Origin of the sequence: Kitasatospora sp. NPDC036755, from assembly GCF_040636595.1 — a bacterium.
Classification (GTDB): domain Bacteria; phylum Actinomycetota; class Actinomycetes; order Streptomycetales; family Streptomycetaceae; genus Kitasatospora.
In genome coordinates, this window is record NZ_JBEZUT010000216.1 from 1 (window position 1) to 14783 (window position 14783).

General features: G+C 75.0%; 12 protein-coding genes and 1 pseudogene. 11 read left to right on the top strand and 2 right to left on the bottom strand.

The window, feature by feature from the left end; translation table 11 throughout:
* From AB0E96_RS27485 to AB0E96_RS27505, 5 genes are all read left to right on the top strand, one after another.
* The coding region (locus AB0E96_RS27485) for an acyltransferase domain-containing protein (RefSeq protein ID WP_359828188.1) at positions 1-3547 on the top strand (3547 nt) is incomplete at its 5' end.
* Between the two features lie 68 nt (positions 3548-3615).
* Positions 3616-3870 carry a phosphopantetheine-binding protein gene (locus tag AB0E96_RS27490; protein ID WP_359828204.1) on the top strand — a complete coding sequence of 85 codons (255 nt, stop codon included), beginning with the start codon at positions 3616-3618 and terminating at the stop codon, positions 3868-3870.
* A 1-nt stretch (position 3871) separates the two neighbouring features.
* Positions 3872-4708 carry an alpha/beta hydrolase gene (locus tag AB0E96_RS27495; protein WP_359828189.1) on the top strand — a complete coding sequence of 279 codons (837 nt, stop codon included), beginning with the start codon at positions 3872-3874 and terminating at the stop codon, positions 4706-4708.
* On the top strand, positions 4705-5889 hold the full coding sequence (locus AB0E96_RS27500; protein ID WP_359828190.1) for a glycosyltransferase: 1185 nt from the start codon (positions 4705-4707) through the stop codon (positions 5887-5889). The genes AB0E96_RS27495 and AB0E96_RS27500 overlap by 4 nt, the downstream gene beginning before the upstream one ends.
* A complete protein-coding gene (locus AB0E96_RS27505; RefSeq protein ID WP_359828192.1) occupies positions 5886-6983 on the top strand; it encodes a class I SAM-dependent methyltransferase in 1098 nt (365 codons plus the stop codon). The genes AB0E96_RS27500 and AB0E96_RS27505 overlap by 4 nt, the downstream gene beginning before the upstream one ends.
* Positions 6984-7108: 125 nt before the next feature.
* Here AB0E96_RS27505 and AB0E96_RS27510 read toward each other — a convergent pair whose 3' ends face one another.
* Complete coding sequence (locus tag AB0E96_RS27510; RefSeq protein WP_359828194.1) at positions 7109-8560, bottom strand: amidase family protein; 1452 nt, start codon at positions 8558-8560, stop codon at positions 7109-7111.
* A 290-nt stretch (positions 8561-8850) separates the two neighbouring features.
* Between AB0E96_RS27510 and AB0E96_RS27515 the strand changes: the two genes are divergently transcribed.
* Together AB0E96_RS27515 and AB0E96_RS27520 are read left to right on the top strand one after the other, a co-directional pair.
* A complete protein-coding gene (locus tag AB0E96_RS27515) occupies positions 8851-9819 on the top strand; it encodes a LuxR C-terminal-related transcriptional regulator (protein WP_359828196.1) in 969 nt (322 codons plus the stop codon).
* A 202-nt stretch (positions 9820-10021) separates the two neighbouring features.
* Positions 10022-10426 carry a Rid family hydrolase gene (locus AB0E96_RS27520; RefSeq protein WP_359828198.1) on the top strand — a complete coding sequence of 135 codons (405 nt, stop codon included), beginning with the start codon at positions 10022-10024 and terminating at the stop codon, positions 10424-10426.
* Here the strand turns inward: AB0E96_RS27520 and AB0E96_RS27525 are convergent.
* Positions 10347-11603, bottom strand: a complete 1257-nt coding sequence (locus AB0E96_RS27525; RefSeq protein ID WP_359828199.1) for an aromatic ring-hydroxylating dioxygenase subunit alpha — start codon at positions 11601-11603, stop codon at positions 10347-10349. The two genes, AB0E96_RS27520 and AB0E96_RS27525, sit on opposite strands and share 80 nt — an antisense overlap.
* A gap of 162 nt (positions 11604-11765) precedes the next feature.
* On the opposite strand from AB0E96_RS27525, the gene AB0E96_RS27530 reads away from it, so the two are divergent.
* The 4 genes and pseudogenes from AB0E96_RS27530 to AB0E96_RS27545 form a co-directional block, all read left to right on the top strand.
* Positions 11766-12488 (top strand): class I SAM-dependent methyltransferase, encoded by a 723-nt coding sequence (locus tag AB0E96_RS27530; RefSeq protein WP_359828200.1) that lies wholly within the window; start codon positions 11766-11768, stop codon positions 12486-12488.
* Positions 12489-12540: 52 nt separating this feature from the next.
* On the top strand, positions 12541-13689 hold the full coding sequence (locus AB0E96_RS27535; RefSeq protein WP_359828201.1) for a nucleotide disphospho-sugar-binding domain-containing protein: 1149 nt from the start codon (positions 12541-12543) through the stop codon (positions 13687-13689).
* Positions 13690-13742: 53 nt separating this feature from the next.
* Positions 13743-14552, top strand: a complete 810-nt coding sequence (locus AB0E96_RS27540; protein WP_359828203.1) for a phytanoyl-CoA dioxygenase family protein — start codon at positions 13743-13745, stop codon at positions 14550-14552.
* Positions 14549-14783, top strand: a pseudogene (locus tag AB0E96_RS27545) (TDP-4-keto-6-deoxy-glucose 3,4-isomerase); the annotation flags it as partial. The gene AB0E96_RS27540 and the pseudogene AB0E96_RS27545, both read left to right, overlap by 4 nt.

A 14783-nucleotide genomic window follows, 5' to 3' on the forward strand; every position in this document is an offset into this window, starting at 1 on the left:
GGCGGCCGGGCTCGACCCGGCGGCGCCCGGCGCGCTCGGCCTGCTGGAGGCCCACGGCACCGCCACCCCGGCCGGTGACGCCGCCGAACTCGCCACCCTGGCCGAGGTGTTCGGGCCTCCGGGCGGAGCGGAGCGGGCCGTGCTCGGCTCGGTGAAGTCCATGATCGGCCACACCATGCCGGCCGCCGGCGTGGCCGGCCTGGTCAAGGCGGTGCTGGCCGTGCACCACGGCGTGCTGCTGCCCACCCTGCACTGCGAGGACCCGCACCCGGCGCTGGCCGGCACCCGGTTCCGCACCATCGCCGCCGCGCGGCCCTGGGAGACCGGCCCTGCCGGGCCGCCCCGTCGGGCCGGGGTGAACGCCTTCGGCTTCGGTGGCATCAACGCCCACGTGGTGCTGGAGCAGGCCCCGGTCCCCACCCGGGCCGTCCGCGGCGCCGCCCTGTCCGTCGCCGAACCCGAGCGCGTGCTGCGACTGGCCGCCGACGGGCCCGAACGGCTCGCCGGCCGGTTGGCGGCCGACGACTCGGCGCTGCTGGCCGCCGCGGCGGAGGAGCCGGGGGCCGGCGCGCCGGGCTGCCGGCTGGCGATCGCCGACCCGACGCCGAAGCGGCTGGCGCTGGCCCGTCGGGCGGTGGCCCGGGGGCGGGCCTGGCGCGGGCGCGGCGACGTGTGGTTCACGCCGGAGCCGCTGCTGGCGTCCGGTGGCCGGATCGCCTTCCTCTTCCCCGGCCTGGAGGGGGAGTTCAGCCCTCGGGTGGACGATGTCGCCGACCACTTCGGCCTGCCCCGCCCGGCGGACGTCGCCCTGGTCGGCGACGTGGCGCGGCACGGCGTCGGCGTGGTCGCCGTCGGGCGGCTGCTCGACACCGCGCTGCGCCGGATCGGCGTCCGGCCGGACGCCGTGGCCGGGCACAGCGTCGGCGAGTGGACCGCCATGATCGCGGGCGGCCTGTACTCCGGCGCCTCGGTGGACACCTTCCTGACGGCCTTCGACCCGGATTCGCTGCGCGTCCCCGGGCTGGCCTTCGCCGCGCTCGGTGCCCCCGCCGACCGGGTGCTCGACGTGCTGGCGACGGTCGACGGCATGTCCGAGGTGGTCCTCTCGCACGACAACGCGCCGCAGCAGTCGATCGTCTGCGGTCCCGAGCAGCCGGTGGCCGAGCTGGTGCACTGGTTCCGCGCACGCGGCGTCCTCGGCCAGGTGCTGCCGTTCCGGTCCGGCTTCCACACCCCGATGCTGGCCCCCTACCTCGACCCGATCCGGCGGTCCGCCGACCTGTTCGAGCTGCACCGGCCCACCGTGCCGGTCTGGTCCGGGACGACCGCCTCGCCCTTCCCGCCGACCGAGGCGGCCGTCCGCGCGCTGTTCCTGCGCCACCTGCTGGAGCCGGTGCGGTTCCGGCCGCTGGTCGAGGCGATGTACGCGGCCGGGTTCCGGGTGTTCGTCCAGGCGGGGACCGGGCAGCTCGCCTCGCTGGTGGGGGACACCCTCGGCGCGCGGGCGCACCTGGCGGTCGCGGCCAACTCCCCGCTGCGCGACGGGCTGGCGCAGCTGCGCCGGGTGGCGGCCGCGCTCTGGGTGGACGGCGCCGAACCGGACGCGGCCGCCCTGCGGCCCGCCGCCGTCCGAGCCGCCGCGCCGCAACGGCCGCACCCGGCGGTACCGTTGGACCTCGGCGGCGCGCTCGTCTCGCTGGACCCGGTCGTACTCGGTGCGCTCCGCGCCGACCTGGCGTCCGCCCGTCGGACCGGGCCCGACCTCGCCTCGCTCGCCGACCGCTCGCCGGTCGCCGCCGAACTGGACGCACTGCTGCGCGAGACCGGACGGGCAGCGGCCGAACTGATCGGCGCGGGGCGGCAGCCGGTCGCATCCGCCGCACCGGCCGCACCGGCCGGGCCCATCGTGCCGGCCGTACCTGCCGCGCCCGCCGTACCTGCCGCGTCCCGCCAGGAACTCGTCAGCAGACTCCGCGTCTCGCTCGAGACCATGCCCTACCTGCTCGACCACTGCTTCTTCCGCCAGCGCCCCGGCTGGCCCGACCCGCTGGACCGCTGGCCCGTCGTACCGGCCACCACCATCGTGCAGCACCTGGCGGACGCCGCCGAGCGGGCGGTCCCCGGCCGACTGGCCACCGGGGTGCGCGAGTTGCGCTTCGGGCAGTGGGTGCCGGCCGCGACCCCGCTGGACGTCGACATCACCCTGGAGCACGCCGGCCCCGGCCTGCTCGCCGCAGATTTCGGCGGATTCGCCCGGGGAGTGGTCGAACTGACGGAACATCACGCTCCGCCGCCGGCCCCGTGGCCGGTCGACCCCTCGGCCGAGCGGGCGCCGGAGCTGACCGCCGCCGGGCTGTACGACCAGCGGTGGATGTTCCACGGCCCCGCGTTCCAGGGACTCACCGAGCTGACCGCCCTCGGACGGTCGCACGTACGCGGCGTGATCACCGCACCGGCCGCGCCCGGCGCGCTGCTGGACAACGTCGGCCAGCTGCTGGGCTACTGGATCATGGCGACCCGCGCCGAGCGGACGGTGGTCTTCCCGGTCGGCATCGGGCAGTTGCGCTTCTACGGACCGCCGCCGCGACCGGGCACCGAGCTGCGGTGCCACATCCGGATCACCGGCCTCACCGACACCGTCCTGGAGGCCGACGCGCAGCTGCTGTCCGGCGGCGCCGTCTGGGCGGAGGCACGCGGCTGGCAGGACCGCCGCTTCGACAGCCACCCCGAGACCAGGCCCGTCGACCGGTTCGTCGAGCGCAACACCCTCTCCACCCCGCAGCCCGGCGGTTGGGTGCTGCTGCACGAGCGCTGGCCCGACCTCGCCTCCCGCGACCTGATCATGCGCAACCACCTCGGCACCGCCGAGCGGGCCCGGTACGAGCGGCAGCCGCCGCGCGGCCGCCGGGCCTGGCTGCTCGGCCGGATCGCGGCCAAGGACGCGGTGCGGCGCCTGCTCTGGCAGCAGGGCGAGACCGCGGTCTTCCCGGCGGAGATCGAGGTGCTCAACGAGGACTCCGGCCGCCCCCGGGTGGCTGGACTGCACGGCCGGACGCTACCGGAGCTGGAGGTTTCGCTCGCCCACCGGGCCGAGGCGGCCGTCGCACTGGTCCGGCCGCACCGCCCCGGCGGTGGGCCGGGGGCGGGCATCGACCTGGAGGAGGTCGTGGAGCGCCCGGCGGAGACCCTGCGGGTCGCCCTGGGCCCGGCGGAGCTGGCACTCCTGGCGGAGTGCCGACAGGCCCACGGCGGCTCCGAGGCGCTCTGGTTCAGCCGGTTCTGGGCGGCCAAGGAGGCGGCGGCCAAGAGCGAGGGCACCGGTCTGCGGGGCAGGCCGCGCGACTTCGCCGTGGTCGCGGCCGAACCGTCCGCGTTGACGGTCGTGGCCGCCGGGCCGGCCGGACCGCGCACCCACCGGCTGCGCTGCACCGGCGTCGACAGCCCGCCCGGCCTGCCGGAGCGCAGCTACGTCGTCGCCTGGACCCGAGCCGACGACGGCCCCGACAGCGACCACATCGAGAGCGACGAGAGGACGACAGTCAAGTGACCGCCAGCGAGCAGACCGTGGACCTGCGACCGCCCACCGAGCAGGAGGTCCTCACCGAGATCACCGCCATGCTGGCCGCCGTGCTGGAGGAGTACGGCCTCGACGACGCCGAGGTCACCATGGAGTCCCGGTTCACCGAGGACCTGGAACTCGAGAGCATCGACCTGGTCACGCTGGCCGGGCAGCTCCAGGAGCGCTGGGGCGACCGGATCAACTTCGCCGAGTTCCTCGCGGGCATGGAACTCGACGAGATCATCGGCCTGACGGTCGGCCGACTGGTCCGCCACGTGGTGGAGCGCCTGCGGACCGCCGGGCGGAGCTGAGATGGTCTTCCTGGACCTCGGCGGGCTCCGCTGCCACGTGCAGCGGCTCGGCCCGCAGGACGGCCGCCCGCCCGCCGCGACCGTCGTCCTGCTGCACGGGCTGCTCACCGACAGCCTCGCCAGCTACTACTTCACCCTCGCCCCCGCGCTGGCCGCCGCCGGGCTGGACGTGCTGATGTACGACCACCGCGGCCACGGCCGCACCGCCCGGCCGCCGACCGGCTACCGCCTGGAGCACTTCGTCGACGACCTGGAGGCGCTGCTGGACCGGCTGGACGTGACCGGCCCGGTCCACCTGGTCGGCAACTCCTTCGGCGGCACAGTGGCGTTCGGCCTCGCCACCCGGCGCCCGGCGCAGGTCGCGGGCATCCTGGCGATCGAGTCCGAACCGGCCTCACGCGCCTGGTCGGTGAAGCTGGACGGCATCCTGCGGCAGGCCGAACGCCACCTGGTGGAGGAGGAGACGCTGGCCTGGGTCGCCCGGCAGCGGGGCTCGCACACGGCCAGGCTGGCCCGCTCGGCCGGCGCCCTGCTGGCCGACACCTCGCTGGCCCGGGACATCCCCGCCAGCCTGCTGCCCACCGAGGCCGAGCTTCGCGCGATCCGCTGCCCGGTGCTGGCCGTCTACGGGACGGAGTCCGACCTGGCACCCCAGGCCGCCTGGCTGGACGGGCTGCTGGCGGACTGCCGGAGCACCTTCGTCCCCGGCCAGGACCACTCCGTCCTGGTCGAGGCCCCCGGGGCCACTCGCGAGCTCACGCTGTCCTGGCTGCGCGAGCACGGCGCCCGGCTGCGCGAGGGCGTGCCTCGGCGCGAGGCCGAGTGGAGCGTCCGGTGACCGGGTACCTGTTCGTCGTCCCGCCCCTGGTCGGTCACATCAACCCGGCCGCGGGCGTCGCCGCCGAACTGGCCGCGCGCGGACACCCGACCGCCTGGGCCGGTCTGCCCGGGCTGCTCGGCCCGCTCGTGGGGCCCGAGGCGCCGGTCTTCCCGTGCGGCGTACCCGAGTTCGGCCCCGGCGGCACGGCGCAGCGGCCGCCCGAGCTGCGCGGCCCGGCGGCCCTGAAGTTCCTCTGGGAGGACTTCCTGGTTCCGCTCGCCGAGGCGATGGCCCCCGGTGTGGCGGCGGCGGTGCGGAAGTTCCGGCCGGACGTGCTGGTGGTGGACCAGCAGGCGGTGGCCGGTGCGCTGGTGGCCGAGCGGCTCGGCCTGCCGTGGGCCACCAGCGCGACCACTTCGGCGGAGTTCACCGGAGCGCTGGACGCCATGCCGCTGGTGGAGGGCTGGATCTCCGGCCTGCTGGCCGGCCTGCGGGGGCGGATCGGCGACCCGGAGCGCACCGGCGACCCCCGCTTCTCCCCGTACCTGACCCTCGCCTTCACCACCCCCGAGCTGGCCGGGCCGGCCGCCCCCGCGGCCGGACCGATCCGCTGCGTCGGCCCGGCCCTGGCGGCCCGCCGCACGGCGCCGGACTTCCCGTGGCAGTGGCTGGACCCGGACCGGGAGACGGTGCTGGTCACCCTCGGCACGGCCAACACCGACACCGGAACGGCCTTCCTGGCGGCCTGCCAGGAGGCGCTGCGCGCCCGCGCCGGGCGGTTGCAGGCCGTGATCGTCGACCCCGGTGCGGTCCTGGGCGCCCCGGCGCAGGACCCGGACGTCCTGGTCCTGCCCTCGGTACCGCAGCTGGAGCTGCTGGAGCGCGCCGCCGCCGTGGTCTGCCATGCCGGGCACAACACGGTCTGTGAGGCCCTCTGGCACGGCGTCCCGCTGGTGGTCGCCCCGATCCGCGACGACCAGCCGGTGGTGGCCGGGCAGGTGGTGGCGGCCGGCGCGGGCGTCCGGGTGCGGTTCGGCCGCACCGGCGCGGCCCGGCTCGGCCAGGCCGTGGACGCCGTCCTCGACGACCCGGCCCATCGGGCCGCCGCACGCCGGGTCGGCGCCTCCTTCCGCGCGGCCGGCGGCGCCGCCCGGGCCGCCGACCACCTCGAAGCCCTGTCCGTCAGGAGGGTCCCGTGACCACCACCGAACCAGCCCCGGCCACGGCCGGCAAGGCGGCGCTCCGCGCCCGCCGGGTCGCCGCCCGCCGACCCGCCTACCGGGCCGAACTGGCCGGCGGCACCGAGCGGTTCTTCGAACCGCGGCGTGCCGACTGCCCCTGGTGCGGCTCCGACCGGCTGCGGGTCCGGCTGCGCACCACCGACCTGTTGCAGCACAAGCCGGGCCGGTTCGTCCTGGACGAGTGCCAGGACTGCGCGCACGTCTTCCAGAACCCCCGACTGACCGGCGAGGGACTGGAGTTCTACTACCGCGACTTCTACGACGGCCTGGGCGAGCAGCGGCTCGGCGGGGTCTTCGGCACCCGCACCGCGGCCTACCGCGACCGCGCCCGCTCGGTGGCCCCCTTCGCCGCCGCGCCCGGCAGCTGGCTTGACGTCGGCACCGGGCACGGCCACTTCTGCGAGACCGCCCGCGAGGTCTTCCCCGACACCGCCTTCGACGGCCTGGACCTCAGCGAGGGCACCGAACTCGCTCAGCGGAACGGCCGGTTGGCGCACGGCTTCCGGGGGTCCCTGCCCGATCTCGCACCCGGGCTGGCCGACCGGTACGAGGTGGTGAGCATGTTCCACTACCTGGAGCACAGCACCGACCCGGTCCGCGAGCTGGCCGCCGCCCGCCGGGTGCTGCGCCCCGGCGGGCTGCTGCTGATCGAGGTCCCGGACCCGCAGAGCCGCTACGCCCGGCTGCTGGGCCGCTGGTGGCTGCCCTGGCTCCAGCCGCAGCACCTGCACCTGATGCCGGCCGCCAACCTGCGCCGCCGGCTCGGCGAACTCGGCTTCACCGTCGTGCTGGAGCAGCACGGCGAACCGCACGACCCGGTGGACCTGTTGGCCGCCTGCTGGCTGCTGCTGGACGCGGGCGCGCCGCGCGAGGACGCGCCCTGGCTGCCGGGCGACCCGCCGGGACGGCTGCGGCGGGCGCTGCGCGGCGCGGTGTTCCTGGCCGGTGCGCCCGTCCTGCTGCTCGCGGCGCTGCTCGACCGGCTGGCCGCCCGGTCCGCCGGCCGTACCGGCCTGTCGAACGCCTACCGGCTGCTGGCCCGCCGGGAGTGATCCGGGGCCCTCCGCCGGGCGCCCGGATCCTGGTCGTCGCCCCGCCGGGGGAGCAGGGGTGTGGGCCGACGGCCCCGTTCCGCCGCCGCGGTTCCGGCGGAACGGGCCCGTGCGGGGGGTGAGGCCTACGCGTCCCGGGACATGAGCGTGGCGGCGTGGACGGCAGGGCGCCGGTCCGCCCAGGGCATCGCGCTTTCCAGCAGGGCGGAGACCCGCAGCAGCAGCGCCTCCGAGCCGAAGGGACCGGCGAGCTGGACGCCGATGGGCAGGCCCTGCGAGGACTGGGCGAGCGGCAGGCTGACGGCGGGGGTGCCGGTCTGGTTGAACAGCGGGGTGAAGGAGCAGACCTCGAAGATCCGTCGGGCCCACTCCAGCGCGCCGAGGTCGGCGTTGCCGTCGAGGTGGCCGAGCAGCGGCGCCGGGGTGTTCATGGTGGGCGTCAGCAGGAGGTCGTACCCGGTGAAGAACCGTCCGAGCTCGCGCGAGACGGCGTTCATCGAGGCGAGGGCGTCGTTGAGTTCGAGCGCGCTGAGCCCGCGGCCGTACTCGACGCAGGCCAGCGTGGTGAGTTCGAGGTTCTCCGGCCCCGCCGTCGTGCCGGTCATGGCCTCGATCCCGGCGACGCCCTCGGCGAGGAAGGCCGACCACAGGGCGATGTTCGAGGTCAGCAGCCGCTCCCAGTCGACGACGGGGGTCGCGCGGTCGACGTGGTGTCCCGCGGCTTCGAGGGTCCTGGCGGCGGCCTCGACGGCCCGGGCGACCTCCGGGTCCACGGGGCTGCCCGCCCAGGACTCGGTGTGCACGGCGATCCGCAGCCGGCCCGTGTCGGCACCCACCTCCTGGAGGAACGGGCGCGCGGGCGGCGCGATGACGACCGGATCGCCGGGGTAGCTCACGGCCACCTCGTCGAGCAGCGCGGCGGTGTCCCGGACGGTACGGCTCACCGCGAGCTCGACGCCCATCCCGTAGAGCGCGTCACCGTGGTCCGGACCGGAGGGTACGCGGCCCCGGCTGGGCTTCAGCCCGACCAGTCCGTTGCAGGCGGCGGGCACCCGGATCGAGCCGCCGCCGTCGTTGGCGTGCGCGACCGGGAGCGCTCCCGCGGCGACGAGCGCCGCCGAGCCGCCGCTGGACCCGCCGGCGCTGTGGGCGGTGTTCCAGGGGTTGCGGGTCGGGCCGTAGGCGAGCGCCTCGGAGTTGCCGTTGAAACCCAGCTCCGGGGTGGTCGTCACGGCGAGTGCGGCCAGGCCGGCCGCGCGGAAGCGTTCCATCAGGTGGGTGTCGGCGGCCGGCACGTAGCCGTCCTTGCCCAGCAGCCGCGTCCCCATCCGGGTCGGCACGCCGGCGGCGCGGAGGACGAGGTCCTTGATCGCGAACGGCACGCCGGCGAACCGGCCGTCGGCGGCGTGGTCGAGCGGGCGGTCGAACGGGCCCTCGGCGACCGCGTTCAGTTCCTTGTCGACGGTGGTGACGGCCTCGGTGGCCAGCGCGGCCACGTCGTCGGCGGTGACCTCACCGGACGCGATGACCGCGGCGAGGGCGGTGGCGTCGAGGGCGGCGTATTCGTCGATGTTCATCAGGATCTCCATCTGCCGTGACGAGGAGGAGGCCCGTCGGCCGACTCGGTGTGCAGAAGCTACGAGCCTGTGAGGTCCCGCACCTCGGCCGAAAGGCCGTTCCCCGCACGCCCCGGCTGTGCGTCCGGCGGGGGAGAAGGGGTGGTGAGTGCTCCACCGTGGAGCACGATCGCTCGCACCGGGAGCCGGATCCTCCCGCGACCTCGTTCCGCAGAAGGGCTCCTGGTCTTGACACCGCCGGGCGGCCGTCCCCATGATTCGTCCATTCGTCCCATATGGGAGGTTCTCGAATGGCCGCCGACATGCAGTGGTGGGTCCGGCTCGCCGAGGACGTCCGCGCGGCCGGCCGGGGCGAGCTTCCGCCCGAGGCGCCCCTGCGTGCCATGCGCGACGGGCTCGGCTTCGACTGCGCCGCGCTGATCGCCTCCGGTGCCGGCCCGCACGCGGCCGTCGTCAACCTCGACTACCCGGCGGACACCCTCGCCTACGTGACCACGACGTACGGCCGCACCTGCCCGGTCCACCAGCTCGCCCTGCGCCGGGGTGCCCCCGTGCGCTTCATGGACGTGCCGTTCGACGTCCGGGAGACCCGGACGTACCGGGACGCGATCCTGCCCAACGGCTTCCGCGAGGGGCTGACGCTGCCCCTGGCTCCGCCCACCGCCCGCGCACCCGCCCCGGGATACGTCGTGATGAGCTCCAGCCGTCCCGTACCGCTCGACGACGGGTCGTGCCTGGCGCTGACGATGCTGTCGTACGACCTCGCGGGACTCGTCGACCCCGGGGCGGACGGCGACGGCGGCCAGGCCGACCTGGTCCTGTGGATCACCGGGGAGGCGGTCGAGGTCAGGGCCGGAGACCTCGCCCGGGCGCCGCTCAACCGCGCGGAGCTGCGCCTCGCCGTCCGGGCCGCCGCCCTCGGCGCGGGGGGCCGCGTCGGCTTCCACCACCGGTCCGCCGACGGCACCTGGTGGCACGTCCGCGCGGTGCGCCGGCCGGACGCCGTCCTCGTCCGGATCGGCCGGGCCCCCGCGCTCGGCGGGCTCACCGGCCGCGAACTCGACGTCGTCGGACTGGTCTCCCGGGGGTGGTCCAACGAGCGGATCTCGCTGGCCCTCGGCATCGCGGTCCGCACCGTGCGCAGCCACGTCGAGTCACTGCTGATCAAGCTCGACCGCCCCAACCGCACGGCGCTCGCCCGCACCGCGTTCGAACGCGAACTCGACACCCTGGACGCGTTGGGCGCCGCGCATCGTTGATCCGGCCGCCGAGTCGCTCGCCCTTCCGCCGGAGATCGAGGCCGGCCCCGTCAGCCCGTCCGGCCTCACCCAATTGTGTGCGCGCAAAGGAAACGTCGACGGCGCTGCCGGACGAGCGTTGTTCACGCGAACCCATAACTTTCTTCGCGTAAGGGGCCTGTCTGCACCGGGCGGCCCGCAAACTGCATCAAGGGAGTGAGCCATGAGTACTCAGCTGAAGGCATTCGGGTTCGGCATGCCCTGGGAATCGTTGTACGGATACAGTCAGGCCACTCAGGTCGGTGACACGGTCTATGTGTCGGGGCAGCTGTCTCATGACCAGCACGGCACTTTCGTGGGTGCCGACGACTTCGAACTGCAGGTCCGTACCACGCTGGAGAATCTGGACCTGGTACTGAGGCAGTTCGGGGCCGAGCGAGGCCAGGTAGTGGAGACCACGGTTCTGGTGAGGAACCTGCGCGAGAACTTCGACACGGCAGCACGCCTCCACGCCGAGTACTTCGGGGAGCACCGGCCCACCAGCACGATCATGGGCGTATCCGACTTGGCGCTGCCGGACCAACTCGTCGAGATCGGCGCGCTCGTTCGTCTCGACGTGAAGCCGTAGGTGAGGGGTCCGACGGGGCCGCGCTCTCCGGGGGCGGGCCGAGCTCGCCGGGCCAGTCGGCGTCGTCACGCAGCAGGGCGCGGGCCAGGCTGCGATAGAAGAGCAGGACACCGGGCTCCTTGGGGGAGAGGTGGCCGCGCTCGGCGAAGCGCGAGGCGGCGCCTCGTTGGACCGCCTCCAGGCCGTGTCGGTCCTCGCCGTTGATCCGGGCGGCGTACGCCTCCGCTTCCTTCCGCACGGCCTCGCGGTCCTGGCCGTCGAGCAGGGCGGGGGGCATCAGCACCCCGCCCCGCACCAGGGTGCGGTCGATGGACGTCGGAAGGAGGCTGAGCCAGATCACCATGTCGCCGGAGGCGGCCAGGCTGCCCGACGGGAAGACGAAGAAGCCGTACAGGTGCGCGCGTTCCTCCTCGGTGAGGTCGAGGACCACCGGCTCCAGCGGCTCCGCGTAGCGCACCCGCATGCTGTCGGCCCACGGCGAGTCCGCGCGGACCGTCGTCCGCGCGCCCCCGGGCGTGGTCGGTTGCAGGGTCTCCGGGTGGAAGCCCATGACGTGGTAGTTCTCGTGCGCGTTCTCGACGGCGATCTTCCAGTTGCAGTGCCATTCCTCCGTCCAGCCGGCCACCTGGGTCAGCTCCGGCAGCCGGTAGTTGACCAGGTCCTCGCCGATCCGCCGCAGATGGGGCCCCAGCGGCTCGGCCGAGGCGTCCAGGTTGACGAAGACGAACCCCTGCCACTCCTCCACCGCGAAGGCGGGCAGCCGACACGTGGACGGGTCGAAGGCCGGATTGCGCTTCATGTGGGTGGCACCGACCAGGCGGCCGTCCAGAGCGTAGCGCCACAGGTGATAGGGGCACGTGAAGACGTCGGTCCGCCCCGCGCCCTCCTCCACCACCGGCATCAGCCGGTGCCGGCACACCGGCGAGAGCCCGTACAGCGAGCCGTCCTCGCCGCGCACCACGACCACCGGCTCGCCCGCCACCGACAGGGACACGTAGGACCCGGTCTCCGTCAGCTCGTCCACGTGCGCGACCAGCACCCAGGAGCGACCGAACACCAGCTGCCGCTCCACCTCCCACAACTCGGGCGACGTGAACGCCGCCGGCGGCAGGCTCAGATCCTCGGCGTCCGGCCCCAGATACCGCTCCAGCTCCGCCGTGATCTCCCCGATGTCCACGTCGGTCCTCCCTTCGGTCCGGCTTCGTCCGGTTCCGGCCGAGGGTGGCCGCGCGCACTCGTGAACCGGTCGGATCGCGATGGACCCGGCCCCGCCGCCGCCGCGCACCGCCTCCATCCGCCCTGGGCGATTTCTCCAGCGCGGCTTCCGACGATCCCGTTCATGTACGGGGCTGACCTCACCGAGATCCACGACCTCATCCACGAGAGCCGCGGCAAGGACTACGCGGCCGAGGCACACGACCTCACCCGGCGGGTGCGCGCGTTGCGGCCGGACGCCGACTCCCTGCTCGACGTGGCCTGCGGCACCGGGGCGCACCTGCGCCACTTCGCCGGCCTCTTCGACCGGGTCGCCGGGCTCGAACTGTCCGAACCGATGGTCCGTGCCGCGCGCCGGGCGCTGCCCGACGTTCCCGTCCACACCGGAGACCTGCGCGACTTCCGGCTCGACACCCGCTTCGACGTGATCACCTGCCTGTTCGGGTCGCTCGGCTACGCCACCGACCCGGCCGAACTCCACGCCGCCCTGGCCGCCTTCGCCCGGCACCTGACGTCCGGGGGAGTGGTGGCCGTCGATCCCTGGTGGTTCCCCGAGACCTACCTCGACGGATACGTCTCCGGGGATGTCGCCACCGTGGCGGGGCGCACCATCGCCAGGGTCTCGCACTCCGTACGGGCGGGCGACGCCTGCCGGATGGACGTGCACTACGTGGTGGCCGACGCCCGCACCGGCGTCCGGCACTTCACCGAGACCCACCGCATCTCGCTGTTCCCCCGCGCCACCTACGAGGCCGCGTTCCGCGCGGCCGGCCTCGACGTCACGTACGTCCCCGGTCCGCACGCCGGCCGCGGTCTCTTCCTCGGGACCGCCCCGGTGGTCCCGTGACACCCGCGCCGCGCCCGACGACGACCGACCCGACACCCAACCTGGGAGCAGCATGCGCGTCCTGTTCGTGACCTCCCCGGGCCTCGGCCACCTCTTCCCGACCATCCCCCTCGCCCAGGCCTTCCGCGCCGCGGGCCACCGGGTCCGCTACGCCACCGGAGGGCTCGGCCTCGCCGCGGCCGAGGCCGGGTTCGACGTCGTGGACGTCACCCCGGACCTGGACTACCTGCCGGTCTACCTGCCCCAGGAGAGCGGGGACGGCGTTCCCACGGACCACCCCATGTTCGCGGAGGACCCCGACGACGCCGAACTCGCCACGCTCTTCGCCCGGGTCTCCGGGGTCATGGTGGACGGTGTCCTCGCGGCGGCCTGCGACTGGTCACCCGACCTGATGGTCGCGCCACCCCTGCAGGCGGCCGGCCGGCTCGTCGCCGCCGCGCTGGGCGTGCCGCTGGTCGAGCCCCGGCTCGGTTCGTACGACAGCGGCGCCAGTCTGCGCACCCTGCTCCGCGCCGGGACGGCACCGCACTGGGAGCGTCACGGCGTCACCGGTGAACCCGCGGCCACGGTCGCGCTCACCACCCTCCCCCCGAGCCTCACCGCGCTCCTCCCCGAAGACCGCCGCACCCCCGGGGCCGGGCTGCTGCGCCACGTGCCCTACAACGGCGGGTCCGTGCTGCCCGGCTGGTTGAGGGAACGCCCGCGGGCGCCCCGGATCGCCGTCACCCTCGGCACCATCGAGGCTCAGTGGGGCGGCATCGCCATCCTGGAGCCGCTCCTGAAGGCCGCCCGGGGCGTGGACGCCGAGTTCGTGGTCACGCTCGGGGGCGGCGACCCGGCGCTCCTGAGCGATGTCCCGCCCAACGTCAGGCTGGTCGAGTGGGCCCCGCTCGACCAGCTCCTGGACACCTGTGCCGCGATCGTCCACCACGGGGGCAGCGGGACCCTGCTGACGGCGGCCGCCGCCGGGATCCCGCAGTGCGTGATCCCCCGCGGTTCGTACCAGCAGACCGGCGCCGACCTGCTGCCGGCCCGGGGCATCGGGCTCGTGGCCGAGGCCACCACCCTCGGCGCGGCCGAGTGCCGGGCCCTGCTCCGGGACGACCGCCTGCGCGAGAACGCCCGGCAGGTCCGGGCCGAACTGCTCGCCATGCCCACCCCCGCCGAGACGGTGGCCCGGCTCGCCGAGTCGCTCGGCTGAACGCCCGGCCCGCCCTCCCCGCCCCCGCCCACCCGATCCAGGAAGCCGAACAGATGCAGACAACCACCGATCTGACGAAGGCCGGGCGGCCCACCGAGGAGGCCCTGCGCCGCTACCGGGAGCAGGGCTTCGTCCACTTCACGTCCGTGCTCCCCGCCGACGAGGTGGCCGTGTTCCGGGCCGCCGCCGACCGACTCCTCGCCGAGGAGGGCCCGCAGACCTGGGGCGCCTCCGAGGAGCAGGCCCAGGTCCACTACGTGGAGGCGGCCTGGCGCAAGCACCCGGACCTGCGCCGACTCGCCCTGCACCCCGCGGTCACCGGGCTCGCCGAGTCCCTGGCCGGCGGGCCGCTGCGCCTCTACGGCACCGACGTGCTGAAGAAGGAGCCCCGGGTCCACCTGCCCACCGTGGTCCACGACGACGAGCCGGGCCTGCCGCTCGCGGGCCTCACCCGGACGCTGACCGCCTGGATCCCGCTGCTGGACGTGCCCGCTGACCGTGGCTGCCTGGTCTACGTGCCCGGCTCGCACCGGCGCCCGGCGGAGCACCGCCAGGTCCACCTGGCCGGGTTCCAGGACTACCGGCCGATGGAGGAGATCTGGCCCGAGTTCCCGTTCAGCCCCCGGGTGGCCGTTCCGATGCGCGCCGGCGACGTGGTCTTCCACGACTTCCGCACCGTGCACATGGCCGCCGCCAACACCGACGGCGAGCGCCGGCTCGCCTTCGCCGCCGTCTACATGGACTCCGACGCCACCTACCGCCCCGGGGTGCAGGACCACCCGGTGGCCCACCTGGAGCCGGGCGCTCCGGTCGACGGCGAGCTCTTCCCGCTGATCGCAGTCGGTCCCGGGGGCGCCTCGTGACCGCGGCGCCGGCCCGGCTCGGGGAGCGGCTCCAGCACGAGCACGGACTGCTCTGGCTGCACCGGATGAAGGGCGACCCGTACGCGGCGCTGCTCTGCGACGTGGACGAGGACCCGGGGCCGCTGCGCGAGCGCGTCCGCGCCGTCGGACCGCTGTGGCGCTCCGCCACCGGCCCGTGGGTGACGGGGGATCCGGCCATGGGCGCCGCGCTGCTCGCCGACCCCCGCCTCG

Excerpts from the sequence above, each read along its gene's own strand:
- AB0E96_RS27490 (WP_359828204.1), top strand. The coding sequence starts at position 3,616 with ATGCTGGCCGCCGTGCTGGAGGAGTACGGCCTCGACGACGCCGAGGTC.
- AB0E96_RS27495 (WP_359828189.1), top strand. The coding sequence starts at position 3,872 with ATGGTCTTCCTGGACCTCGGCGGGCTCCGCTGCCACGTGCAGCGGCTC.
- AB0E96_RS27510 (WP_359828194.1), bottom strand. The coding sequence starts at position 8,560 with ATGAACATCGACGAATACGCCGCCCTCGACGCCACCGCCCTCGCCGCG.
- AB0E96_RS27515 (WP_359828196.1), top strand. The coding sequence starts at position 8,851 with ATGGCCGCCGACATGCAGTGGTGGGTCCGGCTCGCCGAGGACGTCCGC.
- AB0E96_RS27520 (WP_359828198.1), top strand. The coding sequence starts at position 10,022 with ATGAGTACTCAGCTGAAGGCATTCGGGTTCGGCATGCCCTGGGAATCG.
- AB0E96_RS27530 (WP_359828200.1), top strand. The coding sequence starts at position 11,766 with ATGTACGGGGCTGACCTCACCGAGATCCACGACCTCATCCACGAGAGC.
- AB0E96_RS27535 (WP_359828201.1), top strand. The coding sequence starts at position 12,541 with ATGCGCGTCCTGTTCGTGACCTCCCCGGGCCTCGGCCACCTCTTCCCG.
- AB0E96_RS27540 (WP_359828203.1), top strand. The coding sequence starts at position 13,743 with ATGCAGACAACCACCGATCTGACGAAGGCCGGGCGGCCCACCGAGGAG.